This window comes from Blastococcus sp. SYSU D00669 (genome assembly GCF_054050715.1).
The window spans coordinates 131315-158102 of record NZ_JBJGZV010000003.1; the positions used below are offsets into that span (position 1 = coordinate 131315).

At 75.3% G+C, this 26788-nt stretch carries 29 protein-coding genes; 18 read left to right on the plus strand and 11 right to left on the minus strand.

The genetic code is table 11. The features are described from left to right. The first annotated feature begins 161 nt into the window (after positions 1–161). The gene (locus tag ACI8AF_RS04075; RefSeq protein ID WP_456538387.1) at positions 162–971 is read left to right on the plus strand and encodes a DUF3097 domain-containing protein; all 810 of its coding nucleotides are present in this window, start codon (positions 162–164) and stop codon (positions 969–971) included. A gap of 49 nt (positions 972–1020) precedes the next feature. Here the strand turns inward: ACI8AF_RS04075 and ACI8AF_RS04080 are convergent, their stop codons facing one another. The 3 genes from ACI8AF_RS04080 to ACI8AF_RS04090 form a co-directional block, all read right to left on the minus strand. Beyond that, entirely contained in the window at positions 1021–1860 is an 840-nt protein-coding gene (locus ACI8AF_RS04080; RefSeq protein WP_456538388.1) for an aldo/keto reductase, read from the minus strand. Between the two features lie 111 nt (positions 1861–1971). After that, on the minus strand, positions 1972–2832 hold the full coding sequence (locus ACI8AF_RS04085; RefSeq protein WP_456538389.1) for a tryptophan 2,3-dioxygenase: 861 nt from the start codon (positions 2830–2832) through the stop codon (positions 1972–1974). Between the two features lie 4 nt (positions 2833–2836). Next, the gene (locus ACI8AF_RS04090) at positions 2837–4093 is read right to left on the minus strand and encodes an MFS transporter (RefSeq protein WP_456538390.1); all 1257 of its coding nucleotides are present in this window, start codon (positions 4091–4093) and stop codon (positions 2837–2839) included. Between the two features lie 279 nt (positions 4094–4372). On the opposite strand from ACI8AF_RS04090, the gene moaA reads away from it, so the two are divergent. The 5 genes from moaA to ACI8AF_RS04115 all read left to right on the plus strand — a co-directional run bounded on the left by moaA (position 4373) and on the right by ACI8AF_RS04115 (position 7357). Further along, positions 4373–5422, plus strand: coding sequence for a GTP 3',8-cyclase MoaA (gene moaA, locus ACI8AF_RS04095; protein ID WP_456538391.1), 1050 nt, complete (start codon positions 4373–4375; stop codon positions 5420–5422). After that, complete coding sequence (locus tag ACI8AF_RS04100; RefSeq protein ID WP_456538392.1) at positions 5419–5658, plus strand: MoaD/ThiS family protein; 240 nt, start codon at positions 5419–5421, stop codon at positions 5656–5658. The genes moaA and ACI8AF_RS04100 overlap by 4 nt, the downstream gene beginning before the upstream one ends. A gap of 41 nt (positions 5659–5699) precedes the next feature. Continuing rightward, positions 5700–5927, plus strand: a complete 228-nt coding sequence (locus tag ACI8AF_RS04105) for a hypothetical protein (RefSeq protein WP_456538393.1) — start codon at positions 5700–5702, stop codon at positions 5925–5927. 5 nt (positions 5928–5932) lie between these two features. Then, positions 5933–6778, plus strand: coding sequence for an SMP-30/gluconolactonase/LRE family protein (locus tag ACI8AF_RS04110; protein ID WP_456538394.1), 846 nt, complete (start codon positions 5933–5935; stop codon positions 6776–6778). 63 nt (positions 6779–6841) lie between these two features. Further along, complete coding sequence (locus ACI8AF_RS04115; RefSeq protein WP_456538395.1) at positions 6842–7357, plus strand: GAF domain-containing protein; 516 nt, start codon at positions 6842–6844, stop codon at positions 7355–7357. A gap of 12 nt (positions 7358–7369) precedes the next feature. Here the strand turns inward: ACI8AF_RS04115 and ACI8AF_RS04120 are convergent, their stop codons facing one another. From ACI8AF_RS04120 to ACI8AF_RS04150, 7 genes are all read right to left on the minus strand, one after another. Beyond that, a complete protein-coding gene (locus ACI8AF_RS04120; RefSeq protein WP_456538396.1) occupies positions 7370–7792 on the minus strand; it encodes a molybdenum cofactor biosynthesis protein MoaE in 423 nt (140 codons plus the stop codon). 20 nt (positions 7793–7812) lie between these two features. Continuing rightward, positions 7813–8373: a nucleotidyltransferase family protein gene (locus ACI8AF_RS04125; RefSeq protein WP_456538397.1), complete on the minus strand. Its 561-nt coding sequence runs from the start codon at positions 8371–8373 to the stop codon at positions 7813–7815. Between the two features lie 12 nt (positions 8374–8385). Then, on the minus strand, positions 8386–9438 hold the full coding sequence (locus ACI8AF_RS04130) for an ABC transporter ATP-binding protein (protein ID WP_456538398.1): 1053 nt from the start codon (positions 9436–9438) through the stop codon (positions 8386–8388). Further along, positions 9435–10244: an ABC transporter permease gene (locus ACI8AF_RS04135; RefSeq protein ID WP_456538399.1), complete on the minus strand. Its 810-nt coding sequence runs from the start codon at positions 10242–10244 to the stop codon at positions 9435–9437. The genes ACI8AF_RS04130 and ACI8AF_RS04135 overlap by 4 nt, the downstream gene beginning before the upstream one ends. Next, positions 10241–11029 carry a molybdate ABC transporter substrate-binding protein gene (gene modA, locus ACI8AF_RS04140; protein ID WP_456538400.1) on the minus strand — a complete coding sequence of 263 codons (789 nt, stop codon included), beginning with the start codon at positions 11027–11029 and terminating at the stop codon, positions 10241–10243. Before modA ends, ACI8AF_RS04135 begins: the two co-directional genes overlap by 4 nt. 64 nt (positions 11030–11093) lie before the next feature. Then, positions 11094–11489, minus strand: coding sequence for a TOBE domain-containing protein (locus ACI8AF_RS04145; protein WP_456538401.1), 396 nt, complete (start codon positions 11487–11489; stop codon positions 11094–11096). A 37-nt stretch (positions 11490–11526) separates the two neighbouring features. Beyond that, positions 11527–12120, minus strand: a complete 594-nt coding sequence (locus ACI8AF_RS04150) for a cysteine hydrolase family protein (protein WP_456538402.1) — start codon at positions 12118–12120, stop codon at positions 11527–11529. A 146-nt stretch (positions 12121–12266) separates the two neighbouring features. Here ACI8AF_RS04150 and ACI8AF_RS04155 point away from each other — a divergent pair, with 146 nt between their 5' ends. The 10 genes from ACI8AF_RS04155 to ACI8AF_RS04200 all read left to right on the plus strand — a co-directional run bounded on the left by ACI8AF_RS04155 (position 12267) and on the right by ACI8AF_RS04200 (position 22959). Then, entirely contained in the window at positions 12267–13484 is a 1218-nt protein-coding gene (locus ACI8AF_RS04155; protein WP_456538403.1) for a DUF2786 domain-containing protein, read from the plus strand. Between the two features lie 157 nt (positions 13485–13641). Beyond that, on the plus strand, positions 13642–15543 hold the full coding sequence (locus ACI8AF_RS04160) for a DUF222 domain-containing protein (RefSeq protein WP_456538404.1): 1902 nt from the start codon (positions 13642–13644) through the stop codon (positions 15541–15543). Positions 15544–15595: 52 nt separating this feature from the next. Further along, complete coding sequence (locus ACI8AF_RS04165) at positions 15596–16036, plus strand: flavodoxin family protein (RefSeq protein WP_456538405.1); 441 nt, start codon at positions 15596–15598, stop codon at positions 16034–16036. Positions 16037–16123: 87 nt separating this feature from the next. Continuing rightward, positions 16124–17842 (plus strand): RecQ family ATP-dependent DNA helicase, encoded by a 1719-nt coding sequence (locus ACI8AF_RS04170; protein WP_456538406.1) that lies wholly within the window; start codon positions 16124–16126, stop codon positions 17840–17842. Positions 17843–17940: 98 nt separating this feature from the next. Beyond that, a complete protein-coding gene (locus tag ACI8AF_RS04175; RefSeq protein WP_456538407.1) occupies positions 17941–19596 on the plus strand; it encodes a carbamoyltransferase family protein in 1656 nt (551 codons plus the stop codon). Between the two features lie 160 nt (positions 19597–19756). Continuing rightward, positions 19757–20200, plus strand: coding sequence for a DUF4383 domain-containing protein (locus ACI8AF_RS04180; RefSeq protein ID WP_456538408.1), 444 nt, complete (start codon positions 19757–19759; stop codon positions 20198–20200). A 175-nt stretch (positions 20201–20375) separates the two neighbouring features. After that, positions 20376–20813 carry a DUF4383 domain-containing protein gene (locus ACI8AF_RS04185; protein WP_456538409.1) on the plus strand — a complete coding sequence of 146 codons (438 nt, stop codon included), beginning with the start codon at positions 20376–20378 and terminating at the stop codon, positions 20811–20813. A gap of 135 nt (positions 20814–20948) precedes the next feature. After that, positions 20949–21293 (plus strand): hypothetical protein, encoded by a 345-nt coding sequence (locus ACI8AF_RS04190; protein WP_456538410.1) that lies wholly within the window; start codon positions 20949–20951, stop codon positions 21291–21293. Between the two features lie 54 nt (positions 21294–21347). Then, entirely contained in the window at positions 21348–22559 is a 1212-nt protein-coding gene (locus tag ACI8AF_RS04195) for an acyl-CoA dehydrogenase family protein (protein WP_456538411.1), read from the plus strand. Between the two features lie 31 nt (positions 22560–22590). After that, positions 22591–22959, plus strand: coding sequence for a DUF1801 domain-containing protein (locus tag ACI8AF_RS04200; RefSeq protein ID WP_456538412.1), 369 nt, complete (start codon positions 22591–22593; stop codon positions 22957–22959). 12 nt (positions 22960–22971) lie between these two features. Here the strand turns inward: ACI8AF_RS04200 and ACI8AF_RS04205 are convergent, their stop codons facing one another. Then, on the minus strand, positions 22972–23172 hold the full coding sequence (locus tag ACI8AF_RS04205; protein ID WP_456538413.1) for a hypothetical protein: 201 nt from the start codon (positions 23170–23172) through the stop codon (positions 22972–22974). A gap of 182 nt (positions 23173–23354) precedes the next feature. Between ACI8AF_RS04205 and ACI8AF_RS04210 the strand changes: the two genes are divergently transcribed. Beyond that, positions 23355–25484, plus strand: a complete 2130-nt coding sequence (locus tag ACI8AF_RS04210) for a protein kinase domain-containing protein (protein WP_456538414.1) — start codon at positions 23355–23357, stop codon at positions 25482–25484. A 4-nt stretch (positions 25485–25488) separates the two neighbouring features. Beyond that, on the plus strand, positions 25489–26748 hold the full coding sequence (locus tag ACI8AF_RS04215) for a hypothetical protein (protein WP_456538415.1): 1260 nt from the start codon (positions 25489–25491) through the stop codon (positions 26746–26748). The last annotated feature ends 40 nt before the right edge of the window (positions 26749–26788 follow it).

Sequence of the window (26788 nt, forward strand, 5' to 3'; positions counted from 1 at the left end):
CGTCTTGCCTGATCAGGAGTGCAATCCGATCGCGCACCACCGGATGCCGCACGGAACGCTCCTCGGCCGAGGACCGCAGGTGACGGAATCGTCCCGGGCGTGTCGCGCCGCGCTCGGCGCGTCGTCCCCGGATCGGCGAGGGTGCTGCTCAGCATGGACGGGTGCCTCCCCGCTCGCCGTACGACGACCTCGTCCACCCGCGCACCGTGAAGAAGCCGGCGCCGCAGATCGCGGCCGAGAAGGACCTCGTCGTGGAGGACCCCAGCAGCGGGTTCGTCGGCGCCGTGGTCCGCTGCGAGAAGGACGTCGTCCACCTCGAGGACCGGCACGGCCGGGTGCGGGGCTACCCGCTCGGCCCGGGCTTCTGGGTCGACGGGCGGCCGGTCGTGCTCGTGCGCCCGCGCCCGACGGCGCCCACCGGCCCGGCGCGCAGCGCGTCCGGCTCGACCTACGTCGCCGGCGCCAGGGCGCGGGTCGCCCGCGAGGGCCGCATCTACGTCGAGGGCAAGCACGACGCCGAGCTCGTGGAGAAGGTCTGGGGCCACGACCTGCGCATCGAGGGCGTGGTCGTCGAGCCGCTGCACGGCGTCGACGACCTGCCCGCCATCGTGCGCGACTTCCGCCCCGGCTCCGGCCGGCGGCTCGGCGTGCTGGTCGACCACCTGGTGCGCGGGTCGAAGGAGTCGCGGATCGCCGAGCAGGTGACCGGCGAGCACGCGCTCGTCGTCGGCCACCCGTTCATCGACATCTGGCAGGCGGTCAAGCCCTCGGTCGTCGGCATCCGCGAGTGGCCGACCGTGCCCAAGGGCGAGTCGTGGAAGGACGGCGTCTGCCGCCGGCTCGGCTGGGAGGACGACACCGGCTACGTGTGGAGCCAGCGCATCCTGGCGCGGGTGAGGACGTGGACCGACCTCGAGCCGGCCCTCATCGGCCGGGTCGAGGAGCTGATCGACTTCGTGACGACGGACTGACCGGAGTGGATCCGTGCACGTGACGTGCACGGATCCACTCCGCACCGCGTCAGCGCGGGATGTAGTTGAACGAGTCCGGGTCGGGGCCGGTGCGCTCGCCGCGGTCGAGGCCGGTCAAGGTGGCCATGTCGCCGTCGGAGAGCTCGAAGTCGAACAGCGCGAAGTTCTCCTCCATCCGCGTCCGGTTGACCGACTTCGGGAAGACGACGTCGCCGCGCTGCACGTGCCAGCGCAGCACGACCTGCGCCGGGGTGCGGCCCAGGTCCTCCGCGATCGCCACGACGGCCGGGTCGTCGAGCACCTTGCCCTGCGCGATCGGCGACCAGGCCTCGGTGACGATCTCGTGCTCGGCGTCGAACGCGCGCAGGTCGTCCTGCGCCAGGTACGGGTGCACCTCGATCTGGTTCACCGCCGGGCGGACGACGGTCTCGCCGAACAGCCGGCGCAGGTGGTGCTCCTTGAAGTTGGAGACGCCGATCGCGCGGCACCGGCCGCTGTCGTAGATCTCCTCCATGGCCTTCCAGGTCTCGACGTAGTCCACGTCGATGCCCGGCAGCGGCCAGTGGATCAGGAAGAGGTCGAGGTAGTCGAAGCCGAGCGCCTCCAGCGTGCCGTCGAAGGCGCGCAGCGCGTCGTCGCGGCGGTGGTAGCCGTTGTTGAGCTTCGAGGTCACGAAGACCTCCTCGCGCGGGATGCCGGAGGTGCGCACGGCCTCGCCGACGCCCTTCTCGTTCCGGTACATCTCCGCCGTGTCGATGTGCCGGTAGCCGACCTCGAGCGCCGCGGCCGTCGCCTCGGCGGTCTCGTCCGGGTCGATCTGGTAGACGCCGAAGCCGAGCTGCGGGATCTCGACGCCGTTGTTCAGCCGGATGGTGGGCACGGGTGCCACAGGTGTTCCTCTCGTCGTCGGACGGGGCGGCGGGACCAGCCGGCCGCGCTGCCAGCGCGAGACGCCCTGCCCCGGTCGGGGCCGCTACCCGGACGGCGGCGGCTCAACCGGTCACAGGGCGGTGCGCGCCTCCCACAGGTCGGGGAAGACCACGCGCGCGGCGCTGCGCTCGAGCCAGGCCAGGCCGGCGGACCCGCCGGTGCCCGGCTTGGCGCCCATCGAGCGGCGGACGGCGGTGACGTGCCGCTGCCGCCAGGTCAGGAACTCCTCGGCGACGTCGGTGAGCGCCTCGCCGAGCGCGAACAGCTCGTTGGTCGGCCGCGGGTCGCGGTAGACGTCCACCCAGATCGCGGTCACGGCCGGGTGCGCCGGGTGGGTCTCGGTCGGCTCCCGGTCGAGCACCTCGTCCGGCACCGGCAGCCCGCGGCGGGCCAGGAAGAGCAGGACGTCGTCCTCCAGCGACGGCGCGGTCAGCGCCCGCTGCAGGTCGGCGTGCACGGCGGGCAGCCCGCGGTGCGGGCGGACGACGGACTCCGCCTTGAGCCCCAGCAGGAACTCCACGTGCCGGTACTCGTAGGACTGGAAGCCCGAGGCCTCGCCGAGCTGGTCGCGGAACCCGTTGAACTCCCCCGGGGTCAGCCACAGCAGCGAGCCCCAGCTGGCGTTCAGCGAGCGCAGGTGGTGCACCGAGCGCCGGATCGCGGCCAGCGCGCCGTCCAGGTCGTCGGCCCGCAGCCGCCGCTGCGCCAGCTCCCACTCCCGGCGCAGCAGCGTGAACCACAGCTCCATGACCTGGGTGACGACGAGGAACGACGGCTCGGCGGGGTGGTCGGTCACCGTGCGCACCAGCGCCTGCAGCTGCCGGACGCCGACGTACTGCTCGTACGGCGTCGCCTCGGCGAACTCGAGGATCGGCTCGGCCGGGCCGGGATCGGCCGCAGCAGCGCGGCCGTGGGTGCGTCGGGTGCTCACCCGATCAGCATTCCCCCGCGGCCGACGGGGCCGGAAGGGACCCCACCACCGGGCGCTCGGGGCGGGGGCGCAGCAGCAGCGGCGCCCCGGCCACCGCGAGCACACCCGCCAGGCCGGCGGCGAGGGCGGGCACGGCGAACGCGGTCTCGGCGCCCCAGGCGTCGACCGCCGCGCCGGCGATCGCCGAGCCCGCGGTCACGCCGAGGGTGAGACCGGTCGTCGTCCACGACAGCGCCTCGGTCAGCGCCGCTCGCGGCACCCGGGACTCGACCAGCGAGGTGCCCGACACCAGCACCGGGGCGATCGAGAGCCCGGAGACGAAGGCGACCGGGACCAGCACCGCCAGCGACCCGACGAGCAGCAGCAGCTGCACCGAGACGGCGAAGAAGAGGGCGCAGGCGATGTAGCGGCCGGCGAGCGTGCCGGGCAGCCGGACGACGCCGTAGACGAAACCCGCGACCAGGCTGCCGAACGCGAAGACCGCCAGGGCGGCGCCCGCCATCACCGAGGCGCCCTGCTCCTCGGCGAAGCCGACCACGACGACGTCCACGGCGCCGAAGACCGTGCCGATGGCGAGGTAGACCAGGCCGACGACGAGCACGGTCGGGCTGAGCAGCGCCGCCCGGCGGGACCGGTCGCCGGGCTCGACGACCTGCGGCGGGGGCTCGGTGGTCCGCAGCCCGGCCAGCCACAGCCCGCCGACGACGCCGAAGAGCAGGCCGGCGAGGAAGCCGACCGGCGGGGCGATCGCCGTGGCGAGCAGCGTGACCAGCGGCGGGCCGACGACGAAGACGACCTCGTCGACGACGGACTCGAAGGCGAAGGCGGTCTGCCGGCCGGCGTCGTCGAGGGCGTGCGCCCACCGGGCGCGGACCAGCGCGCCGATGTTGGGCTCGGTCGCGCCGGTCAGCGCCGCGAGGCCGTACCAGAGCCAGTGCGGCCCGTCGGTGACGACGGAGGTCACGAAGGCCACGCCGACGACGAGGTAGGCGACCACCACCCAGCGCAGCACGCGGCCCTGGCCGTAGCGGTCCATGAGCCGGGACCACTGGGGGTTGGCCAGCGAGAAGGCGAGCGCCAGGGTGCCGGACAGCGCACCGGCGAGGCCGTAGCTGCCGGTCTCGCCGGCGACGAGCAGGACGGTGCCGAGGCCGATCATCGGCATGGGGAGCCGGGCGAGCCAGCCGGCGAAGGAGAAGGCGACCGAGCCGGGGACGGCGAACAGCCGCGCGTAGGGCCTGAAGAGGGTTCGGGGCGACACGGGAACTCTCGCGCTTCCTGGCCACAGGCGAGTGCGGGGACTGCCCCGCCGGACTCTCGGGTGGCACCGCGACGGTAGCAACGGGGGACGACGGGACGCCGCCGGTTTTCCGCGCGCGGCCCGGACCGGGGAGCGCTCCCGCGGCGGTGCAACGTGGTTGCAGCGGGGCGGCCCGCGGGTGCGGAGGATCTCCCCGACTGCCTCCGCGGATGCGGCAGTCCCGCTCGGGAGCTCTCGCGACGGGCGACGCCGTCCCTGCCCGCGGCTACATTCGCGGACGTGAGTGCGACCGATCTGCCGACCCCCTGGGTGCGCCCGTCCGACGGCGTCCCGGGCAGCGGCGGTCTGGTCGACCGGCACGGCCGCGTCGCCACCGACCTGCGCGTCTCCCTGACCGACCGCTGCAACCTGCGCTGCACCTACTGCATGCCGCCGGAGGGGCTGCAGTGGCTGCCCAAGCAGGAGGTGCTCACCGACGACGAGGTGAACCGGCTGATCCGGATCGGCGTCGAGCAGCTGGGCATCCGCGAGGTCCGCTTCACCGGCGGTGAGCCGCTGCTCCGGCCCGGGCTGGTGGGGCTGGTCGCCGCCACCACCGCGCTGAGCCCGCGCCCCGAGGTCAGCCTCACCACCAACGCGATCGGGCTGGCCCGGGTGGCGCCCGCGCTGGCCGAGGCGGGGCTGGACCGGATCAACGTCAGCCTCGACACCCTCGACCGCGAGCGGTTCGAGCAGCTGGCGTACCGCGACCGGCTCGACGACGTCCTGGCCGGCCTGGCCGCCGCGCAGGCGGCCGGGCTCACCCCGGTCAAGGTCAACGCCGTCCTGCTGCACGGCATCAACGACCACGACGCCCTGCCGCTGCTGGACTTCTGCCTGGAGCACGGCTACCAGCTGCGGTTCATCGAGCAGATGCCGCTCGACGCGCACCACGCGTGGACGCGCGGCCGGATGGTCACGGCCGAGGACATCCTCGCCCAGCTGTCCGCGGCGCACCGGCTCACGCCGGACTCGGAGGAGCGCGGCTCGGCGCCCGCGGAGCGGTGGCTGGTCGACGGCGGCCCGGCGACCGTCGGGATCATCGCCTCGGTCACCCGCTCGTTCTGCGGTGCCTGCGACCGCACCCGGCTGACCGCCGACGGCCAGGTGCGCAACTGCCTGTTCGCCCGCGAGGAGTCCGACCTGCGCACGCCGATGCGCGAGGGCGCCACCGACCAGGAGCTGGCCGACCGCTGGCGGATCGCCACGCTGGGCAAGCTGCCCGGGCACGGCATCGACGACCCGAGCTTCCTGCAGCCGTCGCGGCCGATGTCGGCCATCGGCGGATGATCACCGTCCGCTACTTCGCCGGGGCCCGGGCGGCCGCCGGCGTCGACACCGAGACCCGCGACGCCGCCACCCTCGACGAGCTGGTGCGGCAGATCGTCGACAGCCACGGCGACCGGCTGGAGAAGGTGCTGACAGCCTGCTCGTTCCTGGTCGACGGAACCACCACCCGTGACCGGTCGTTGGCGCTGGCACCCGGCGCCGTGGTGGACGTCCTGCCCCCGTTCGCCGGAGGCTGAGACCCGGCAGACCGGCCGGTGACCTGCGGGAGGATGGGCGCATGGGCATTCTGGGCAAGGCGAAGGCCAAGTGGGACGAGCTGCTCGGCCGCGCCGAGGAGCTCTACGGCGAGTCGCACGGCGACGCCGCGGCCACCGTCGGCGGCGAGGCCCGTCGCCTCGAGGGCGAGGCCGAGGAGGAGGCGGAGGAGCGCGAGGAGCGCGAGGAGGCCGCCGAGCGGGAGGCGCGACGCGATCCCGGGGACGACGGGCTGGCCGGCGTCCGCTGACCGCGGTGCGCGCGGAGCAGGTGACCGATCCGGTCGCCTACCACGCCGAGGGCCCGGTCTGGTCGGCCCGCTGGGGCGGGCTGCGCTGGGTCGACATGCTCGCCGGGGACGTCCTGTCGCTGGGCGCTGACGGTGCGGTCGACCGCCGGCACGTGGGTGACGTCGCCGCCGCGCTGCGGCCGCGGGCCGGCGGCGGGGCGGTGATCGGGGTGGAGCGCGGCTTCGCGCTGGAGGCCCCCGACGGCACGGTGACCACGCTGCCGCCGCTGTGGACCGATCCGCAGCTGCGGATGAACGAGGGCGGCTGCGACCCGGCCGGGGCCTTCTACTGCGGGTCGATGGCCTACGACCAGCGGCCTGAGGCCGGCAGCCTGTACCGGCTGGACCCCTCCGGCGAGACGTCGGTGGTGATCTCCGGCGTCACGATCTCCAACGGCCTGGACTGGAGCCCCGACGGCGCGCTCGCCTACTACGACGACACCCCGACCCACCGGATCTGCACCTTCGAATGGACCCCGGACGGCCGGCTGGCCGGACGGCGGACCTTCGTCCAGCTCGCCGAGGACGAGAACCCCGACGGGCTCACGGTCGACGCCGAGGGCGGGGTGTGGGTGGCCCTCTTCGGCGGCGGGGTGGTGCGGCGCTACACGCCCGGCGGGCGGCTGGACGGCGTCGTCGAGGTCCCGGCACGCCAGGTGACCGCCTGCACCTTCGGCGGCCCGGCCCTCGACCGGCTGTACATCACCACCTCGCGGGAGGACCTGGAGCCGGACGACGACCCGCTCGCCGGGGCGCTCTTCGCCGCCGACGTCGGCATGACCGGCCGGCCGGTGCGGGAGTTCGCCGGCTGAGGAAGTCGGTACGCCAGAGGGTCGGAACGTGTCGTTCCGACCGTTGGTGGGCATCCACAGGGCATGGGGATCCCCGAGATGAGCGGGATCGCCGACGTCAGGCCGTGGCCGGACTGGACGGCCGCGGTCGAGGGCGCCTTGGCGTTCCTGCACGAGCAGTTCGGCTGGGACGTGTGGGCCGTGACCCGGGTGGAGGGCGCGGCCCAGGTGGTGGTGCGCGCCTCGCCGGCCCAGGTCGCACCGCCCGGCACCACGCTGGCCTGGGACGAGTCGTTCTGCCGGCAGATGGTCAGCGGCGCGGCGCCCCGGGTGGCCACGGTGACCGCGGCCGTGCCCGAGTACGCGCGGTGCTCGGTCGGCCTGGCCGCCGAGGTGGCCGCCTACCTCGGCGTCCCGCTGGTGACGCGGGACGGCGGGCTCTACGGCACGCTGTGCGCCCTCGCGTTCCGGGCGCAGCCGCGGCGGGCGGTGCTGGGGCTGCCGACCGTGGAGCTGGTCGCCCGCCTGCTCAGCACGCTGCTGGCGGCCGAGCAGGGCGGGGCGCTGCCCGCGCCGCGGGCGCCGAGCGCCGCCTCGTGAGGCGGCCTGCCCTCACGGGCAGGCGACCCACTCCTCCTCGCCGTCGGTGAAGACCTGGCGCTTCCAGATCGGCAGCCGCTTCTTCACCTCGTCGACGAGCTCGGCGCAGGCGGTGAACGCCGCACCCCGGTGGGAGGCGCTGACCGCGCAGGCGAGCGCGACGTCGCCGATGCCGAGCAGCCCGATCCGGTGGGAGACCGCGACGGCGTGCAGCCCCGGCCGGGCGGCGAACTCGGCGGCGATCTCGGCGATCACCTCGGGCGCCGAGGGGTGGCCCACGTACTCGAGCTCGGTCACCGACCGGCCGCCGTCGTGGTCGCGGACGACGCCGGCGAAGGAGACGACGGCGCCCGCGGCCTTGTCGGCCACGGCGTCCTCGTGCTCGGTCACCGACAGCGGCTCGTCGACGACCCGGGCGATCTGCGGGGCGGTCACGACGGGCACGGTACCCGCGGTCAGGAGGCCGGCGGGACGTCGAGATCGGTGGGATCGGCCAGGCCGGTGCAGTCGACCTCGGTGACGTCGTGCGCGGCCAGGTAGCGGCGGGCGCCCTCGTCGCCGGTGGCGGTCTCGGCGACACCCGCCCAGTGGTCGCGGCCGAGCAGCACCGGGTGCCCGCGGACGCCGTCGTAGGTGGCGACGGCGAGCGCGTCGGGGGCGGCGTGCCCGGCCAGGCGCTCGAGGGCCGCGGGCGTCATGCCGGGCACGTCGACGAGCAGGACGAGCGCCGCGTCGATCCCGGGCAGCCCGCGGAGGCCGTCGAGGCCGGTGCGCAGCGAGGAGGCCATGCCGGTCTCCCAGTCGCGGTTGGCCAGCACGAGCACGTTCTCCAGCCGGGCGGTGCGCCAGACGTCGACCGCCTGCGCCCCCAGGACGACGAGCACCGGGTCGCAGACGGCCTGCGCGGTGCGCACGGCGCGCTCGACGAGCAGCTCGCCGTCGAGCTCGACCAGCGCCTTGGGCATGCCGTAGCGGCGGCCGCCCCCGGCGGCGAGGACGACGGCGGCGACGTTCACGGGGCCACTCTCTCAGCGCGCGTAGACGGCGACCTCGGAGGCCTTGACCGCCGCCCAGACCGCCGAGCCCGGCGCCAGGCCGAGCTCGGCGAAGGCCTGCGCCGTGACGTCGGCGACCAGCGGCACCTCGCCGTCGAGCTCGCAGCGCACGGTGGCGCCGTGCGGGGTGGCGCCGGTGAGCGTCAGGAGCCAGACGTTGCGCGGGCTGCCGTCCGGGCGCGTGAGGTAGAGGGCCACCGACTCGGGGCGGACGGCGACGAACACCGGCCCGGCCGCCTCCTCGGCGACCGCGACCACCCCGCCGCCGTCCAGCCGGACCGTCGTCCCCTCGCCCGTGCCGGGCAGCAGCGAGAGGCCGACGAGGCGGGCCACGTAGTCGGTCCGCGGACGGCGGGCGATCTCGGCCGGGGTGCCGCCCTGCGCGACCCGCCCCTCCTCGAGCACGAGCACGCGGTCGGCCAGCGCCATCGCGTCGACGGGGTCGTGGGTCACGAGCACGGTGCTGCCGGGGAAGCCGGCGAGGTGGTGGCGCAGCTCGGCGCGCACGGTGAGGCGGGTGCGGGCGTCGAGGGCGGCGAGCGGCTCGTCGAGCAGCAGCAGCGCCGGGTCGGTGACCAGCGCCCGCGCCAGCGCCGTCCGCTGCGCCTGGCCGCCGGAGAGCTGGCCGGGGCGGCGGTCGGCCAGGTCGGCCAGGCCGACGCGGTCGAGCCAGCGGGCCGCCCGGGTGCGCGCCTCGGCGTGGGCGGTCCCCCGCGTGCGCAGCCCGAAGGCGACGTTCTCGAGGGCGGAGAGGTGGGGGAAGAGCAGGTAGTCCTGGAAGACCATGCCGAGCCGGCGCCGGTGGGCGGGCACGTGCACGCCGGCGGTCACGTCGTCCCAGACGTCGTCCCCGACGTGGACGCGACCGGTGTCCGGCGGCAGCAGCCCGGCCAGGACGCGCAGGACCGTGGACTTGCCGGCGCCGTTGGGCCCGAGGACGGCGAGCACCTCGCCGTCGGCGACGTCGAGGTCGAGCTCGAGGCCGAAGGCCCCGCGCCGGACGCCGAACGAGGCGGTGAGCGTCATGCGGCGGCGGCCCGTCCCAGCCACCGGTCGCGCAGCAGGAGCAGGGTGGCCACCGAGACCAGGAGCAGCAGGAGCGAGAGCACGATGGCCGCGTCGGGCTCGCTCTGCAGGGCGAGGTAGACCGACAGCGGCATCGTCTGCGTCGTCCCGGGGAAGTTGCCGGCGAAGGTGATGGTGGCGCCGAACTCGCCCAGCGCCCGGGCCCAGCAGAGGACGGCGCCGGCCGCGACGCCGGGGGCGACGAGCGGGAGGGTGACGCGGCGGAAGGTGGTCCAGCGGTCGGCGCCGAGGGTGGCCGCGGCGTCCTCGAACCGGGCGTCGGCGGCGCGCAGCGCGCCCTCGACGCTGATGACCAGGAAGGGCATCGCGACGAAGGTCTCGGCGATGACGACGGCCGTGGTGGTGAACGGGATGCTCAGGCCGGTCGTCTCGTACAGCCACTGGCCGACCAGGCCCTGGCGGCCGAGCACGAGGAACAGCGCGACCCCGCCGACGACCGGCGGCAGGACCAGCGGGACGGTGACCAGCGCCCGCAGGACGGCGCGACCCCGGACGCGCGTGCGGGCGAGCACCCAGGCGAGCGGGACGCCGAGGACCAGCGAGACCGCGGTGGCGAGAGTGGCCGAGACGAGGCTGAGCCGCAGCGCCTCGCCGACCTCCGGCTCGGTGAGGCGGGCGCCGAGCTCCGACCAGGGAGCGCGGACGAGCAGCCCCGCCAGCGGCAGGACGAGGAAGGCGACGCCGATCGCGGCGGGGACGAGCAGGGGGAGGGGGACGCGGCCGTCCCCGGGTGCGCGCCGGCTCACGGGGTTCGGAAGCCGGCGTCCTCGAGGGCCTGACGCCCCTCGTCGGAGAACACGAGGTCGACGAACGCCTGCGCCGCCCCGGGGTTCGGCGCGTCGGCGAGGACGCAGACCGGGTAGTCGTTGACCGCCTGCTCGGCCTCGGGGAAGGCGATGCCCTCGACGGCGTCCCCGGCGGCGACGACGTCGGTGGCGTAGACGAGCGCGGCGTCGACCTCGCCGAGCTGGACCTTGTTGAGCGCCGCCTTGACGTCCTCCTCCTGGGTGTCGGGCTGCGCGTCGACGCCGGCGAGCTCGAAGACCTGCTCGGCGGCGGCGCCGCAGGGGACCTCGGGCGCGCACACGGCGAGGGTGAGGTCGGGGTCGGCGAAGTCGGCCAGACCGGTGACGCCGGCGGGGTTGCCCGCGGGGACGGCGATCTCGAGGACGTTCTGGGTGAAGACGGTCGGGTCGCCGTCGGCCCGCCCGGCGTCGGTGACCACGGTCATCTGCGCCTGGTTGGCGCTGGCGAAGACGTCGGCCGGCGCGCCCTGGGTGATCTGGGTGGCGAGCTGCGAGCTGCCGGCGAAGTTGAAGCGGACCTCGAGCTGCGGGTTCTCCGCCATGAGCTGGTCGCCGAGCTCGCCGAAGACGTCGGTGAGGGACGCGGCGGCGAAGACGGTGAGGGTGCCGCTGAGCGCGTCGCCCCGCGCCGTCGGGTCGGTCGTCCCGCTGCCGGTGTCGGCGGCGGACGACCCGCACGCGCTGAGGGTGAGCAGGGCCGCGACGAGCAGTGCCGAGCGCCTCACGCACGTCCTCCTGTTCCGCGGGTGCGGAACAGGGGATCACCAGCCTCCGCAGCTGCGCAAGTGGCTAGGGGATGTCGACGCTCACCTGCGTGGCCTTGACGGTGGCGACGGCGCGCACGCCGACCTCGAGGCCGAGCTCGTCGGCGGCCTCCCGGGACATGAGCGAGACGAGCCGGAAGGGCCCGGCCTGGATCTCGACCTGCGCCATGACGGTGTCGCGGAGGACGCGGGTGACGATGCCGGTCAGCCGGTTGCGGGCGGACGACGACCGGGTGGTGCCGGGGTCGGGCGCCTCGTGCAGCTGGGCGGCCACGCGGGCCAGGTCGGCGCCGTCGACGCGGGCCGGGCCACCGCCCTCCCGGCGCACGGGGAGCCGGTTGCTGTCGATCCAGCGGCGCACCGTGTCGTCGCTGACGCCGAGCAGCTCCGCGGCCTCGGCGATGCGGTAGGAGGCGGCCACGGCCAGACCCTAGACGGGGAGGCCCGCCGCCTCCTGCTCAGTCCGGGATCGCCCGGCCGTCGGGCACGACCAGCCCGAACAGGTCGGCGATCGCGGCCAGGCTCACCGTCTGGACCGCGGCGGCCGGGACGGCGCCCTCGGGCCCGGGCAGGTCCCGCGTGGCGGTCGCCGAGGCCACCACCGTCGGCCGGTACCCCAGGCTGAAGGCCCCGCGCGCGGTGGAGTTGATGCACATGTGCGTCATGAAGCCGGCGAGCAGGACGTCCCGGCCCGAGGCCGCGCACCGGGCCTCCAGGTCGGTGCCGACGAAGGCGTTCGGGCGGTCCTTCACGACCACGGGCTCGTCGCCCCGCGGGGCCACCCGGTCGACGATGGCGCCGATCTCGGCCCGCACGTCGTAGGGCGATCCCGGACCGGCGTCGTGCTGGAGGTGGATCACGGGGATCCCGGCGCTGCGCGCCCGGTCGAGGAGCTCCTCGACCTGGTCGAGCGCCTTCTGCACGCCGTCCAGCTCCAGCACCCCGCGGGTGTAGGTGTTCTGGCAGTCGACCAGCACGAGGGTCTGGTCCCGCCACGACGCCGGGGTCTCCGGCAGTCCGCTCAGGCGCCGCAGGCTGGTGGTCTCGCTCATGGCAGCTCCCGATCCCGGGGGACGACGGGGCGCTCATGGTCCCGCCGAGCCGCGCCCGGCACGACGGACCTCCGCCTGTGGACGACGCCCCGCCGTCCACAGCTCGTGCTCCGGTGGTCTGGCCCGGGCGGGGCAGCATGGCCGGCGTGTTCGACGACGCCTGGCTGGCAGAGCTCCTCCGCAACCGCAACGGCGTGCTCGGCGATGCCGGGGTGGCGCAGGAGCTGGCCGACGCGCTGGCGGTCCACCACCCGAGCGTCGACCCCGGCGGTATCGCGACCCGCGCGCTGGCGGCGGCGCTGGACGAGGCGTGGGAACGCGGCTGGCAGCCGGCCGACCTGGTGCACGCCGCCCGCCGGGAGGCGACGACGGCCTCCGTGCCGCTCGCCGTGGCCCTGATCGGCGAGCACGCCCGGCGCAGCGACGCCGAGCGGCGGGCGCCGGACACGTGGCTCGCGCAACTGCACGACCTCGGTGCCCTGCCGCCCGGGGCGCCCGACGTCGTCGGCGCCTGGCAGCGGGCCCACCGGCGACCGGCCGCCGAGGCGTGGCGGATCGTGCTCCGGCTCGTCGGCCTGCTGAGCGGTGCCGCCCGCATCGACCAGCTGGTGCCGCCGCCGTCCCGGTGGCCGGCGGCCCGTGCCGCGGTGGATGCGCCGGCGGCGGACGACGCCCGGGTGCTGCGGCGGATCCGGGGACTGCTGGCGAAGGCGGAGTCGACGGAGTTCCCCGAGGAGGCCGAGGCGCTGACCGCCAAGGCTCAGGAGCTGATGGCCCGCCACGCGGTGAGCGCCGCGCTGCTGGACGCCGGCGCGGGTCCCGCGCCGGCCGGGGTGGGCACCCGGCGGGTGCACGTCGACGACCCGTACGTGCGGGCGAAGATGCAGCTGCTCGGCGCGGTCGCGGAGGCCAACGACGTGCGGCTGGTCTGGTACCGCTCGCTGGGCATCGCCAACCTGGTCGGGATGCCCGCCGACCTGGACGCCGTGGAGCTGCTCTTCACCTCGCTGCTGCTCCAGGTCGCGCAGGCGCTGGCCGCGGCCGAGCGCCGGGCAGGGCGCCGGTCGGCGTCGCGCTCGTTCCGCCGGGCGTTCCTGCTCGGGTACGCGCACCGGATCGGGGAGCGGCTGACGAGGGCTCGGCAGCAGGCCACCGCAGAAGCGGCCGCCGAGAAGGGGGTCGATCTGCTGCCGGTGCTGCGCAGCCGCCATGCGGCGGTCGAGTCGGCGTTCACGGAGCTCTTCCCGCGCGTGCGCAGCAGCCGCAGCCGCAGCCGGGCTTCGGTCGACGGCGGCGGCTGGTTCGCCGGCCAGGCCGCCGCCGACCGCGCCGACGTCGGCACCCGGCGGTCCTCCCTCCGCTGACGCTCCGGTTCCGCGGGACGTTCCCGCGGGAACGTCCCGCGGCGTCGATCGGCGCGTCGGGCGTGTCCGACCACCCCCGGCGCCAGCACACCCTCGGCCATCAGTTCTATTGATCTGACCTGCGGTTTCTGTCAGCCGCGAGGACTACGGTTCGAACATGCATTCGATCAGCGCGGGCGATGACGTCGTCGCCGAGCACCCGTCCGGCTCGCTCCTCAAGGAGCTCGCCTGGGCGATCACGTCCGGAGCCGTGCGGTTGGCCGCGGCCAGCGCCGCCTGGCTGCGGCTGGTGGCCGAGTTCGACGAGCGCGGCGGCTGGCACGGCGTCGGCATCAAGTCCTGCGCGCACTGGCTGGCCTGGCAGTGCGGCCTCGGCCCCGGCGCCGCACGCGAGCACGTCCGAGTCGCCCGGGCCCTGCGCGAGCTGCCCCGGATCGAGGGTGCGTTCGCCGCCGGCCGGCTATCCTACTCCAAGGTCCGCGCGATCACCCGCGTCGCCGCCCCGGACACGGAGGCCTCGCTGCTGGAGTTCGCGATCGACGCCACCGCCAGCCAGGTCGAGCGATTCGCCCGTGCCTGGCGCCGGGCCGATCCCCACTCCGACCACCCCGACACCGGTGCCGACGGCAGGCCCCGCTTCCCCGCGGTGCACCACCCGGAGAACGACCTCGTCTTCGAGTACTCCACCGACGGCGACGGGTTCTTCACCCTGCGGGTGCGTGGCCGCGCCGACGACGGAGCGGCCCTGATGACCGCCATCGACTCCTTGGCCGAGCGCGAGGCCCGCCGCGAGCGGGCGCAGAACAGCAGGGCCCGGGCGCGGCACGAGCAGGCCCGCGCCGCCGGCGGCACCGTCGACCGGGAGGTCGAGGAGCGCTGCGCCGAGGACACCGCGGTCGGCCTGGCCCGCGAGCGCACCACCGCCCGCCGGGTCGCCGCGCTCTGCTCCCTCAGCCGGGCCCGCGTCGACCTCGACCGCTGTCCCGGCGACCCACCGCGGCGGGAGGTCGTCGTGCACGCCGACGCCGCGGTGCTCGCCGACGACACCGCCGCCGGACGGGCGTACTTCGAGGGCGGCCCGGCGATCACCGGCGCCACGGCCCGCCGGCTGCTGTGCGAGGCCACCGTCGTCGCGATGATCTCCAGCGGCCGCGAACCGCTCGCCGTGGGCCGGCGGAAGCGGCTGGCGACCAAGGCCCAGCGCCGGGCGCTGCTGCGCCGCGACGGCGGCTGCATCCGGCCCGGCTGCCCCGAGTCCCGCGTGGAACGGCTGCACGCCCACCACGTGCGGCACTGGCTGCACGGCGGCCGCACCGACCTGGCGAACCTGGTCCTGCTCTGCGACACCGACCACGGCCTGGTCCACGACGAGGACCTGGTCATGAGCCGGCAGAGCGGCCGCCTGGTGGTCACCGCCCCGGACGGCCGGCGCGTGTGGGGCACCGCGGACGCCACCTTCGCCGGCGGTCTCACCGGCCTGGAGTCCACCGATCCGGCCACCGACCGCGCGTTCGCCGGCATCGCCCCCTTCGACACGACGCCCGGCCGCCGGCCCACCGACGCACCGCCCACCGACGCACCGCCCACCGAGGCACCGTCCGCCGACGCACCGCCCACCGAGGCACCGTCCGCCGACGCCCTGCCCGCCGAGGTACCGACCACCGAGGCCGCCGGGGCTGCACCCCGTCGCCGAGCGCGGCGGCGACCCCACCGGCCCGCCCTCGCGCCACGCCGTCCCGCTCCCCGACCCGACAGCGGGCGCCCCGGCAGCAGGCGACCCGGCAGCAGGCGACCCGGGAACGCGCGGGCCGGCAGCGCCCGAGCCGGCGCCCGGCCCGGCATCCCGCCGCACCGGGGCACATCTCCTAGACCCGGGCCCGCCGCTCTGCGCGCCCGGCTCGACGCCACCCTCTTCCCCCACGGCGCACCGGACCTGCCGGAGACCATCCAGGACCGCTACGACCCCCTGGACGTGCGCTACGCGGTCGGCGTCCTCATGGGCAACCGCGACCTGCTCCGCCGCCTCGCCGCCGAGGCCTGCGTCCCGCCGGCCGGCTGACCGGGCGTTCCCGCGGGAACGCCCTCCGCACCCGGGGCGCGATGATGCGCAGGTGCCCCGGCTGCTCGTCGTCCACCACACGCCCTCCCCCGCCATGCAGGCCGTTCTCGAGGCCGCGAAGGAGGGCGCCGCGATGGTCGAGGAGGTCGAGCTCGCCCTGCGCCCGGCGCTGTCGGCGGGCGCGGCCGACCTGCTCGAGGCCGACGGCGTCCTGCTCGGCACGCCGGCGAACATCGGCTACATGTCCGGTGCGCTCAAGCACTTCTTCGACACCGTCTACTACCCCTGCCTCGAGGCCACCGTCGGCCTCCCCTACGGCGTCTACGTGCACGGCAACGACGACACCGCCGGCGCGCTGACCGCCGTCCAGAAGATCACCGGGGCGCTGCGCTGGAAGCAGGTCGCCGCGCCGCTGAGCCTCACCGGCAGCCCGGGCAAGGACGACCTGGAGGCGGTCCGCGAGCTCGCGGCCACCGTGGCCGTCAGCCTCTGACGCGTTCCCGCGGGAACGCCGGCGGGTGGCCCGGCAGGTGGCGAGGCGCACCGTTTGCCACCGGAGGGGGCCGGGCAGCCTGAGCCGGTGCCCCCACGCCGACGTGACGACGACGACAACCCCGCCGGGAACTCCGCGTCGGTCCGCACCCGCCGGATCCGGGAGATCACCCGCGACGTCCTCGGCTACGACGACTTCCGCCCCGGCCAGGAGCGGGCCATGCAGTCGGTCGCCGCCCGCCGCGACACCCTCGCCGTCCTCCCGTCCGGCGCCGGGAAGTCGTCGATCTACCAGGTCGCCGGCCAGCTGCTCGACGGCCCGGTCGTCGTCGTCTCGCCGCTGATCGCCCTGCAGCGCGACCAGGTCGACCGGCTCGTGGAGCTGGGCGAGGAGCGCGTCGGCCGCGCCGCCCAGCTCAACAGCAGCCTGCCCGCGGGGGAGCAGCGCGAGGTCCTCGCCGGACTGGGGGACGGAACGGTCCGCTTCGTCTTCCTCGCCCCCGAGCAGCTCACCAAGCCCGACGTCGTCGACGCCGTCCGCGACGCCGGTCCGGCGCTCTTCGTCGTCGACGAGGCCCACTGCGTCAGCGCCTGGGGCCACGACTTCCGCCCCGACTACCTGCGCCTGGGCGGCGTCATCGAGCAGCTCGGCCACCCGACCGTGCTCGCCCTCACCGCCACCGCCGCACCCCCGGTCCGCGCCGAGATCGTCGAGCGGCTCGAGATGCGAGACCCCGAGGTCGTCGTCGCCGGCTTCGACCGCCCCGAGATCCGCCTCGAGGTCGACCAGCACGCCGACGCCCACGGCAAGCACCAGGCCGTCCTCGACCGCGTCCTCGACCAGGTCGGCGACGGGCAGAAGCCGGGCATCGTCTACAGCGCCACCCGCAAGGGCACCGAGGAGCTCGCCGAGGCCCTCACCGAGCGCGGCCTGCGCGCCCGCCCGTACCACGCCGGTCTGCGCGCCTCCGAGCGCGAGGAGACGCAGGAAGCCTTCATGGCCGACGGGCTCGACGTCGTCGTCGCCACCACCGCCTTCGGCATGGGCATCGACAAGCCCGACGTCCGCTTCGTCGTCCACGCCGAACCCGCCGACTCGATCGACAGCTACTACCAGGAGATCGGCCGCGCCGGCCGCGACGGGCAGCCCGCGCTCGCCGTCCTCGTCTACCGCCAGGAGGACCTCGGACTGCGCCGGTTCTTCGCCGCCGGCATCCCCCCCGAGGAGGAGTTGCAGCAGGTCGCCGGCCTGGTCGCGGCGGCCGAGGCCGCCGGCATCGAGGACGGCGTCGACGTCAAGGCGCTGCGCGAGGAGACCGGCCGCGCCGCGACGCCCCTCGCCCGCGACCTCAACCTCCTCGAGCAGGTCTCCGCCGTCGTGCTCGACGAGGACGGCGCCGCCCACCCCGCCGAGGGCGCGCCGAAGCCGTCCGAGGCCGCGGCCGCCGCGCACGAGCTCGCCGAGCACCACGAACGGGTCGACCAGAGCCGCGTCGAGATGATGCGCGGCTACGCCGAGACCACCGAGTGCCGCCGCCAGTTCCTCCTCGGCTACTTCGGCGAGCAGCTCGAGGAGCCCTGCGGCAACTGCGACAACTGCTCCGCCGGCCTCTCCCAGCAGCAGCCCGAGGACGACGAGACCCCCTTCCCCGTCGAGACCCCCGTCGAGCACTCCGAGTGGGGCGCCGGCGTCGTCATGCGCGTGGAGGACGACCGCCTCGTCGTCCTCTTCGACGAGGTCGGCTACAAGACCCTCGGCCTCGCCGCGGTCACCGAGCACGGCCTGCTCAAGGCCCGGCCCGCCTGACCGTCACCCGTTCGGGCGCTCACCCTGCAGGGTGACCGGCCAGCCTTGATCATCTGGAACAGGACCGGGCGCAGGGCCCGGCCGAGAGGAGTCCCCGCGTGAAGGTCCTGGGCATCAACGCCATCTACCACGACCCGGCGGCGGCGCTCGTCGTCGACGGCAGGGTCGTGGCGGCGGCCGAGGAGGAGCGGTTCAGCCGGCGCAAGCACGGCAAGCGCCCCCTCCCGTGGAGCGCCTGGGAGCTGCCCGAGCTCTCGGCCGCCTGGTGCCTCAAGGAGGCCGGCATCCGCCCGGAGGAGCTCGACGCCGTCGCCTACTCCTTCGACCCGGCGCTGATGGTCACCCCCGAGGAGACCGGGCTGTTCGACGACGGCGACACCATGCGCAAGAAGTACGCCGAGATGGCGCCGGACTTCCTCGCCCACGCCCTGCCCGGCCTCGACCCGGCGAAGGTCCGCTTCGTCAAGCACCACGTCGCCCACGCCGCCTCCGCCGGCCTCGCCGCCCCGCAGCGCGACAACGCCGTCCTCGTCCTCGACGGCCGCGGTGAGGCGCACAGCCACCTCGCCGGCCGCTACGTCGACGGCCGGCTGGAGGTCCTCGCCGGCCAGGCGCTCCCCCACTCCCTCGGCCTGATGTACGAGGAGCTCACCGACCACCTCGGTTTCCTGCGCAGCTCCGACGAGTTCAAGGTCATGGCCATGGCCTCCTACGGCAAACCGCGCTTCCTCGGCGAGCTGTCCGAGCTGATCCGCGCCACCGGCGACGGCGGCTTCGTCACCGAGAAGATCGACTTCTCCGAGTTCGCCCCGCGCCTCGGCAAGGACGAGCAGTGGACCGAGGACCACGCCGACCTGGCCGCCAGCGTCCAGACGCGGCTGGAGGAGGTGCTCGTCGAGCTGGCCCGCTGGGTGCACGAGCAGACCGGCGACAAGGCGCTGACCATGGCCGGCGGCACGGCGCTCAACTGCGTCGCGAACACCCGGATCCTCGCCGAGACGCCGTTCGACGACGTGTGGGTCCAGCCCGCCGCCGGCGACGCCGGCACCGCCCTGGGCGCCGCCCTGCACGTGGCCCACGAGCTCGGCGAGCGCACCGAGCCCATGCCGGGCGCGGCGCTGGGCCGCGGCTGGAGCGACGACGAGATCCAGAAGTGGCTCGACACCGCCGCCATCGACTACGAGCGGCCCGACGACGTCGCCGAGGCCGTGGCCGAGGTCCTCGCCGACAACGGCATCGTCGCCTGGTTCCAGGGCCGCAGCGAGTACGGCCCCCGCGCCCTCGGCCACCGGTCCCTGCTCGCCCACCCCGGCTTCGAGGCCAACCTCGAGCGGATGAACGACGTCAAGGGCCGCGAGCAGTTCCGCCCCGTCGCCCCGATGGTGCTGCTCGAGCGGGCCCCCGAGATCTTCAGCCGCGGCCCCATCCCCTCCCCCTACATGCTGTTCGTCCACGACGTCGCACCCGAGTGGAAGGACCGCATCCCCACCGTCACGCACGTCGACGGGACGGCGCGGATCCAGACCATCGACCCGGAGACCGAGCCGCTCGTGCACCGCATGATCTCGGCCTTCGAGCGGCGCACCGGCCTGCCCGTCGTCGTCAACACCAGCCTGAACACGGCCGGCCGGCCCATGGTCGACGACCCGCGCGACGCGCTGGAGTGCTTCGGTTCCGCCCCGGTCGACCTGCTCGCCATCGGCCCGTTCGTCGTCCGCCGCCCCAGGCGCACCCCCCGGCCCGCCCAGGCCTGAGCGAACCGCCCCGCGCCCCGCTCCCGAACACCGGGTGCGGGGCGCTCGGTTGCGCCCCACCCGGACAGGTGACATCGGTTGCAGATGGCACCGCCTGGGTATCGGACGCACCGGATCCGTCGAGACAGCGGCGGGGTTGCAGAACGTCTTGGAGGACACCATGGCCGCTTCGGCGGGCAACACCGGCGCAGACCGCCGGGGCATGACCTGGCCGCAGATGCTGGCACTGGCTTTCGGAGCCGTGTACCTGCTGATCGGCATCATCGGCTTCTTCATCACCGGCTTCGACGACTTCGCCGGTCACGGCCAGGACGAGCACCTGCTCGGGTTCATGATCAACCCGCTGCACAACATCGTGCACATCGTGATCGGCATCGCCGGCCTCCTGCTCGCCCGCACCCTGGCCGGTGCACGCACGTACGGCTGGCTGCTGGCGCTCGGCTACGGGGCCGCCTTCCTCTACGGCGTCTTCGCCGTCGGGCAGGACTGGGACTTCCTCAACCTGAACTGGGCCGACAACGTGCTGCACCTCGCCACCGCGCTCGTGGGCCTGGTCATCGCGCTGGCGCCCGTCCGGACCGCGGTGGACAGCCGCCGGGTCTGATCACCGGCTCCTCCCCCGAGGCCGGGTCCCCGTCCGGGGACCCGGCCTCGGGTGCGTCCGGGTGGCGGACGGTCACGACCGGATCGCACCGTTCCGCAAGGTCTTGACGACGGCGCCGTCGCGCGGACCGTTGGAGGCGCGTGAACCACGCGCACCCCGAACCTGGAGGACACGGATGTCCACCGACCGCACCACCTCCGCCCGCGGCCTGACCTGGCCGCAGATCGCCGCCCTCGTGATCGGCGCGATCTACACGCTGATCGGCATCATCGGGTTCTTCGTGACCGGCTTCGACGACTTCGCCGCGCACACCGGCGAGACGTTGATCGGGTTCATGATCAACCCGCTCCACAACATCGTCCACCTGGTCATCGGCATCGCCGGCCTGGTGCTGTCCCGGACGCTCGCCGGCGCCCGCACCTACGGCTGGCTGCTGGCGGCCGGCTACGGGGCGGCCTTCGTCTACGGCCTGTTCGCCGTCGGCGAGGACTGGGACTTCCTCGCCCTCAACTGGGCCGACAACATCCTGCACCTGGTCACCGCGCTGCTGGGCGCCGCGATCGCCCTCGGCCCGGTGCGCAGTGCGGTGGGCGGCCACTCGCTGCGTGCCTGAGCCGACCGGAGCCGGCCGGTACCGCGACGGGAACGTCCGCGGGACCGGGCCGGGTCCAGGTGTGAACCGCCGCTGACGGGGAACGGCGCAGCGACGGACCGCCGGGCGGTCCGACCGACCCGAGGGACGGCGGCCATGGACGACGAACACGTCCTCCGCTCACTGGGCGACGCGCTGGAGCGCGACGACCCCCGCCTCGCCGCGCTGCTGCGCGCCGGACCCGCGCCGGCGGGCCGGCCGGTGCTCACCGCGGCCGAGGCGGCGTCCGCTCCGCCGGGCGGCCGCACCGGACCGCCCGGCTGGTCGCTCGTCGTCGCCGGGCTGCTCGCAGCTGCCGTCGTCGCCGCCGCCGTCGTGCTCGGGCCCGTGGTGGTCGGCGCCGTCGGTCTGGTCCTGCTCATCGCCTCGCCGCTCGCCGTCTGCTGGTGGTGCGACTGCGCCGACGAGCTGCGCCCGCCCGACGAGCCGCCCGGGCGCTGATGCGGCGGGCCACCCCGCCGCGACGGAGCTCACAGGGGCGGCTACGTTCCGGGAATGGACTTCGCCCTGTCGGCACGCGCCGAAGACGTCTGCGGCCGCATGTGGGACTTCATGCGGGAGCAGGTCTTCCCCGCCGAGCCCGTCTACGACGAGTGGCGCGCCGCCCGCGGCCACGACAACCACGAGCACCCCCCGGTCCTGGAGGAGCTCAAGGCCGAGGCCCGCCGGCGCGGCCTGTGGAACCTCTTCCACCACGAGCTCGGCGGCCTGACCAACCTCGAGTACGCCTCGGTCGCCGAGATCATGGGCTGGTCGCCGGTCATCGCCCCCGAGGTCACCAACTGCGGTGCGCCGGACACCGGCAACATGGAGACCCTCATGCTCTTCGGCACCGAGGAGCACAAGCAGCGCTGGCTGGCCCCGCTGCTGGAGGGCGAGATCCGCTCCGGCTTCGCGATGACCGAGCCGGACGTGGCCTCCTCGGACGCCCGCAACATCCAGACCTCGATCGTCCGCGACGGCGACGAGTACGTGATCAACGGCCGCAAGTGGTGGACGACCGGCGCCGCCGACGAGCGCTGCCAGATCTTCATCGTCATGGGCAAGACCGACCCCGACGGCCCGCCCCACCGGCAGCAGTCGATGGTGCTCGTGCCCCGCGACACCCCCGGCGTGGAGATCGTGCGGCACCTGCCGGTCTTCGGCTACCAGGACCAGCACGGGCACAGCGAGCTGCGGTTCACCGACGTCCGCGTCCCGGTCTCCAACATCCTGTCCGGCGAGGGCGACGGCTTCATGATCGCCCAGGCGCGGCTCGGTCCCGGGCGCATCCACCACTGCATGCGGGCGATCGGCATGGCCGAGCGCGCCCTGGCGCTGATGGTGGAGCGGTCGAAGGCGCGGGTGGCCTTCGGTCGCCCGCTGGCCGAGCAGGGCACCGTGCGCGAGCAGATCGCGCTGTCGCGGATCGAGATCGACCAGGCCCGGCTCTACGTGCTCAAGGCCGCCGACCTGATCGACAAGTTCGGCGCCAAGGGTGCCCGCACCGAGATCGCCGCCATCAAGGTGGCCGCGCCCAAGGTGTGCCTCGACGTCATCGACCGCGCCATCCAGGTGCACGGCGGCGCCGGCGTCAGCGACGACACCCGCCTGGCGCGGATGTGGGCCAGTGCCCGCACGCTGCGCATCGTCGACGGTCCGGACGCCGTGCACATCCGTTCGGTGGCCCGCGAGGAGCTGGAGCGCGAGCGCCCCTACGCCGGGTGATCCTGTCGGGAGGGCCGGTCACACTCCCCCGGTGACCGTCCCTCCCGAGGTGCAGCAGCTGCTCGACGAGCACACCGACGGCGTCGCACGGACGGCGCTGGAACTGCGGCGGGTTCTGCTCGAGGGCCACCCCGAGCTGACCGAGCGGGTGCGGCCGGGCTGGCACAGCCTCAACTACCGCCACCCCACCGCCGGCTACGTGGCGGGCCTGTTCCCGCTCGCCGACCGCGTCCGGCTCGTGCTCGAGCGCGGCGCCGAGCTGCCCGACCCGGAGGGCCGGCTGCGCGGCGAGGGGCTGCGCACCGTGCGGTACCTCGAGGTGGTCGACGAGGACGACGTCGACCGCGAGCTGGTGCTCGAGCTGGTCGACCTCGCCGTCGGCCTCGGCCGCCGCCGCTGAGCCGGCGGGACGTCAGGGCGCGAGCGTGCCCCCGAGCGAGCCGCCGGCCAGCTTGGCCTGCAGGGTGGAGCGGTCCAGGCCGATCGACTCGAGCGCACCGGCGTCCCCGTCGGTGTCGACCTCGTCGGGCAGCGAGCTCTCCGCCTTGTCGGCGGTCTCGTTGTCCCCCTCGGTCCGGAGCATGCGGACCAGCTCGTCCTTGGCGATCTTCACGCGGGCACCTCCCGATCCGGCGCCCCGCGCTGGGCGCCGTCCCGGCTGGTGCTTCCCCGCCGGACGGTGCTGAAACGACGCGGGACGAACCCGCACCGCGAACGCCCTCCGTGGGGGATCATCCCCGTGCCCCTGTCCCAGCTCGGACCCGGGGCCGAGCGGGAAGCGGGAGGAGTGACGTCGTGCTGACCACCGGCGCCGTCTTCGCCGGCTACCGGATCGAGGGGCTGATCGGCGAGGGCGGCATGGGTGCCGTCTACCTCGCGCGCCACCCGCGGCTGCCGCGGCACGACGCGCTCAAGGTGCTGCACCCCGCGCTCTCCTCCGAGGCCACCTACGTCGGCCGCTTCGAGCGGGAGGCCGATGCCGCCGCCCGGCTGAGCCACCCCTCGATCGTCGCGGTCTACGACCGGGGCATGGAGGGCGACCAGCTCTGGATCAGCATGCAGTACGTGCGCGGCACGGACGCTGCCGCGGAGCTGCGCACCCACGGCCCGATGTCGCTGCGGCGGACCGTCGCCGTGGTCACCGCGGTGGCCGACGCGCTCGACCACGCCCACGCCCACGGGCTGGTGCACCGCGACGTCAAGCCCGACAACATCCTCCTGGCCCCCACCGGCACCGGCAGCGGTGAGCGGGTCATGCTCACCGACTTCGGCATCGCCTCGGTCACCGGCCACACGCACCTGACGCAGGCGGGCTCCTTCGTCGCCACGATGGCCTACGCCCCGGTCGAGCAGCTGGAGGGCCGCGCGGTCGACGCCCGCACCGACGTCTACGCCCTCGGCGTGGTGCTCTACGAGCTGCTCACCGGCGAGCGCCCGTTCGCCGACCTCGGCATCGAGGCGCTCTACGCGGCCAAGATCCGCGGCGAGGTCCCCGACCTGGCGGCCAGGCGGCCCGACCTGCCCGAGGCCGTGGGCGCCGTCGTCCGCCGGGCGATGGCCGCCGAGCCCGGGCTGCGCTACGCCACCTGCGGCGAGCTGGCCGAGGCGCTGCACCGGTCCGCCGCTCCCCCACCGCCGCCGCCGCTGCCCGCCGCGGTCGTCCGCCCGGCCGCCGCGCCCGCGACATCGCTCCAGCTGCCCCGCGACGTCCCGCCCGCGCACCCCCTCGCCGCCGCGGCCCGGACCGACGCCCCGCCGCCCCCCGCCCGTCCCGCAGGACCGCCACCGCAGGGCCCGCCGCAGGGTGCGCCGCAGGGCCCGCCGCAGGGCCCGCCCGGCGCCGTCCCCCCGCCCCCGTGGCAGCGCTTCGCCCAGGCCCCGGGACGGCCGCCGCGCCGCCGCCGCGGTCTCCTGGTCGGCGTCGGCCTGCTGGTGCTCGCGCTCGTCGCGACCGTCACCACGCTGCTGCTCGTGTCCGGCGGGCTCCGGGCCCCGGGCGGGCTGGACCCCTCGACGGCCGAGGGCGCGGTCCGGCTCGACTGGGACGCCGTCCCCGGGGCCGACCACTACGAGGTCTACCGGGACGGGGCGCGCCTCGCCGACACGGAGTCCCCCGGCTACACCGACGCGACCGTCGACGGCGGGATCGGCTACCTCTACGAGGTCGCCGCCGTCGCCGCCGACGGCGAGCGCTCCGAGCGGGCCTCCTTCGGCGAGGTGGTCGCCGCCCTCGCCGCGCCCCGGCTGTCCCCGCCCGCGGTCGACGGCCTCACCGTGACGCTGGACTGGACGGAGGTCCCCGGCGCGGAGCACTACGAGGTGCTGCGCGAGGGCGAGCGGCTCGGCCGCGTCACCGAGACGACGTACACCGATCCCGAGGCCGAGGTGGGGCGGCTGAGCTACGAGGTCGTCGCGGTCGACGCGAACGGCGAGGGCGGCCGCACGTCGAGCACGACGGTGGCCGTGGTCGCCCCCTGGGCCGGCATGCAGCCGCTGGCCGACTTCCTCCCGCAGCTGGTGCCGCCCGCGGCCGACCGCTCCCTCGACGGGCCGGTCGCGCCGCACACCTGCGCGTTCCTCGACGCGACCGGCACCGAGGCCGTCGAGCGGATCCTCTGCACCTTCGACAACGGCATCGAGGTCTCGCTCAACCGCTTCCCCGACGCGGCGACCGTCACGCGGATCTTCGCCAGCTTCAACTTCGGCAACAACCAGCTGATCACCACCTGGTACTGCACCGAGGGCGAGACGCTCGGCCAGTTCACCCAGGCGCTCTACCCGGGCAGCGGCGAGCCGTTCCAGATGCTCACGTTCACCGACCCCGACCTCGCCGCCTACAACGTCTACGTCCAGTGGACGGCCGGCCGCACGGTCGACGAGCTCAGCGCGACGTTCTTCCAGTCGGGCATCCTCTGCCGCGAGTAGGCCGGTGGACGACGACGGTGCGGTCCGGCGGCGGCCGCGGGGCGGCCTCCTCGGGGCCGCGCTCGCCCTCCTGCTGGTCTTCGCCGCGGTGCGGCTGACCGCGGCCGAGCCCGGCCCACCGACCCCGCCGGAGACGGCCGGCACCCGCCTGCTCGACCTGCCGACCCGCGGCTCGCTCGCCGGCGACGACGACTGGCTGGCCGCCCTGACCGCCGCCCGCGGTCTCGCCGACCTGCCGCCGGACCGGCACGTCGCCTACGCCGGCGACGCCGCGGGCGTGCGGGTGGCCCTCGTCCTCGCGGGGGCGGCGAGCCGGCCGACCGCGGCCTGGCTGACCGGCCCGGCCGGCAGCGGACCGGACGGCATGGTCCTGGCGGCCGGACCGGTGCCCGTCGGCCCCCGGGAGCCGCTCGCGCTGTGGGACGTGCCGCGCGGGGCGGGCCGCGGCGGACTGCTCCTGGTCGTGGCGCTGCCCGGCGACCGGGTCGAGCTGCTGACCGGCCGCGTGGTGGACGCGGCGGGGCAGGAGACGCGGCTGCGCACCACCCTGCCGCTGCACGACGGCGTCGCCGTGGCGACGGCCGAACCACCCGCGTCGCCGGCCGACGGCGGGTTCACGGCCGGGCGGCTCGTCGTGACCCGGGGCGCGACGCCGCTGACGGTCGCCCCCCTGCTGAGCGCCCGCGGCGCCGCCGCGGCGACCGCGCCGATCGACCCCGCCGACCCGCGCGGCCTGCGCGGCACGGTGGACGAGGCCCAGCTGCAGGCCGTGCTGCACGAGATGGTCGGCGCCTACGGGCTGCTGCCCGAGCGGGTCTCCCCCGCGCTGCTCGCCGCCGGGCCGGTGGGCGACGAGGGGAGCCGCGCCGTCCTCGTCGGGGTCACCTTGCCCAGCGGGGCGACGGTCGCCTGGCTCAGCGTCGCCGCGACCGCGCCGGACGCCGTCCCCCGGGTGGTGTCCACCCGGCCGGCCGCCGCCGGGACGGCGCTCTCCGACCGGGTCGTCGCCGTCCCCGCCGGCTGGGCGGTGTCCCGGATCCCGCTGCCGCCCGGCGACGGCCCGCCCGGCTGGCTCGTGGTCAGCGGCCCCCGGGGCGGGACGGCGGCGGAGGCGCTGAGCGCCGGCGGGAACGTGCTCGCCGCCTTCCCGCTCGCCGGCGGGTCCGGGACGGCGCAGGTGCCCCCGGGCACGTCGGCGCTGCGCGTGGTCGACGACACCGGGGCGTTCGTCGCGGGGTCCCGGCTGGCCCGGGTGGCGGGATGAGCCTCGGGCGCGACGACGCTGTCGCGCCCGAGGACGGCAG

Coding starts and splice junctions, on each gene's coding strand:
- ACI8AF_RS04100 (WP_456538392.1), top strand. CDS start 5,419: ATGATCACCGTCCGCTACTTCGCCGGGGCCCGGGCGGCCGCCGGCGTC.
- ACI8AF_RS04105 (WP_456538393.1), top strand. CDS start 5,700: ATGGGCATTCTGGGCAAGGCGAAGGCCAAGTGGGACGAGCTGCTCGGC.
- ACI8AF_RS04115 (WP_456538395.1), top strand. CDS start 6,842: ATGGGGATCCCCGAGATGAGCGGGATCGCCGACGTCAGGCCGTGGCCG.
- ACI8AF_RS04130 (WP_456538398.1), bottom strand. CDS start 9,438: ATGACGCTCACCGCCTCGTTCGGCGTCCGGCGCGGGGCCTTCGGCCTC.
- ACI8AF_RS04150 (WP_456538402.1), bottom strand. CDS start 12,120: ATGAGCGAGACCACCAGCCTGCGGCGCCTGAGCGGACTGCCGGAGACC.
- ACI8AF_RS04160 (WP_456538404.1), top strand. CDS start 13,642: ATGCATTCGATCAGCGCGGGCGATGACGTCGTCGCCGAGCACCCGTCC.
- ACI8AF_RS04180 (WP_456538408.1), top strand. CDS start 19,757: ATGGCCGCTTCGGCGGGCAACACCGGCGCAGACCGCCGGGGCATGACC.
- ACI8AF_RS04185 (WP_456538409.1), top strand. CDS start 20,376: ATGTCCACCGACCGCACCACCTCCGCCCGCGGCCTGACCTGGCCGCAG.
- ACI8AF_RS04190 (WP_456538410.1), top strand. CDS start 20,949: ATGGACGACGAACACGTCCTCCGCTCACTGGGCGACGCGCTGGAGCGC.
- ACI8AF_RS04195 (WP_456538411.1), top strand. CDS start 21,348: ATGGACTTCGCCCTGTCGGCACGCGCCGAAGACGTCTGCGGCCGCATG.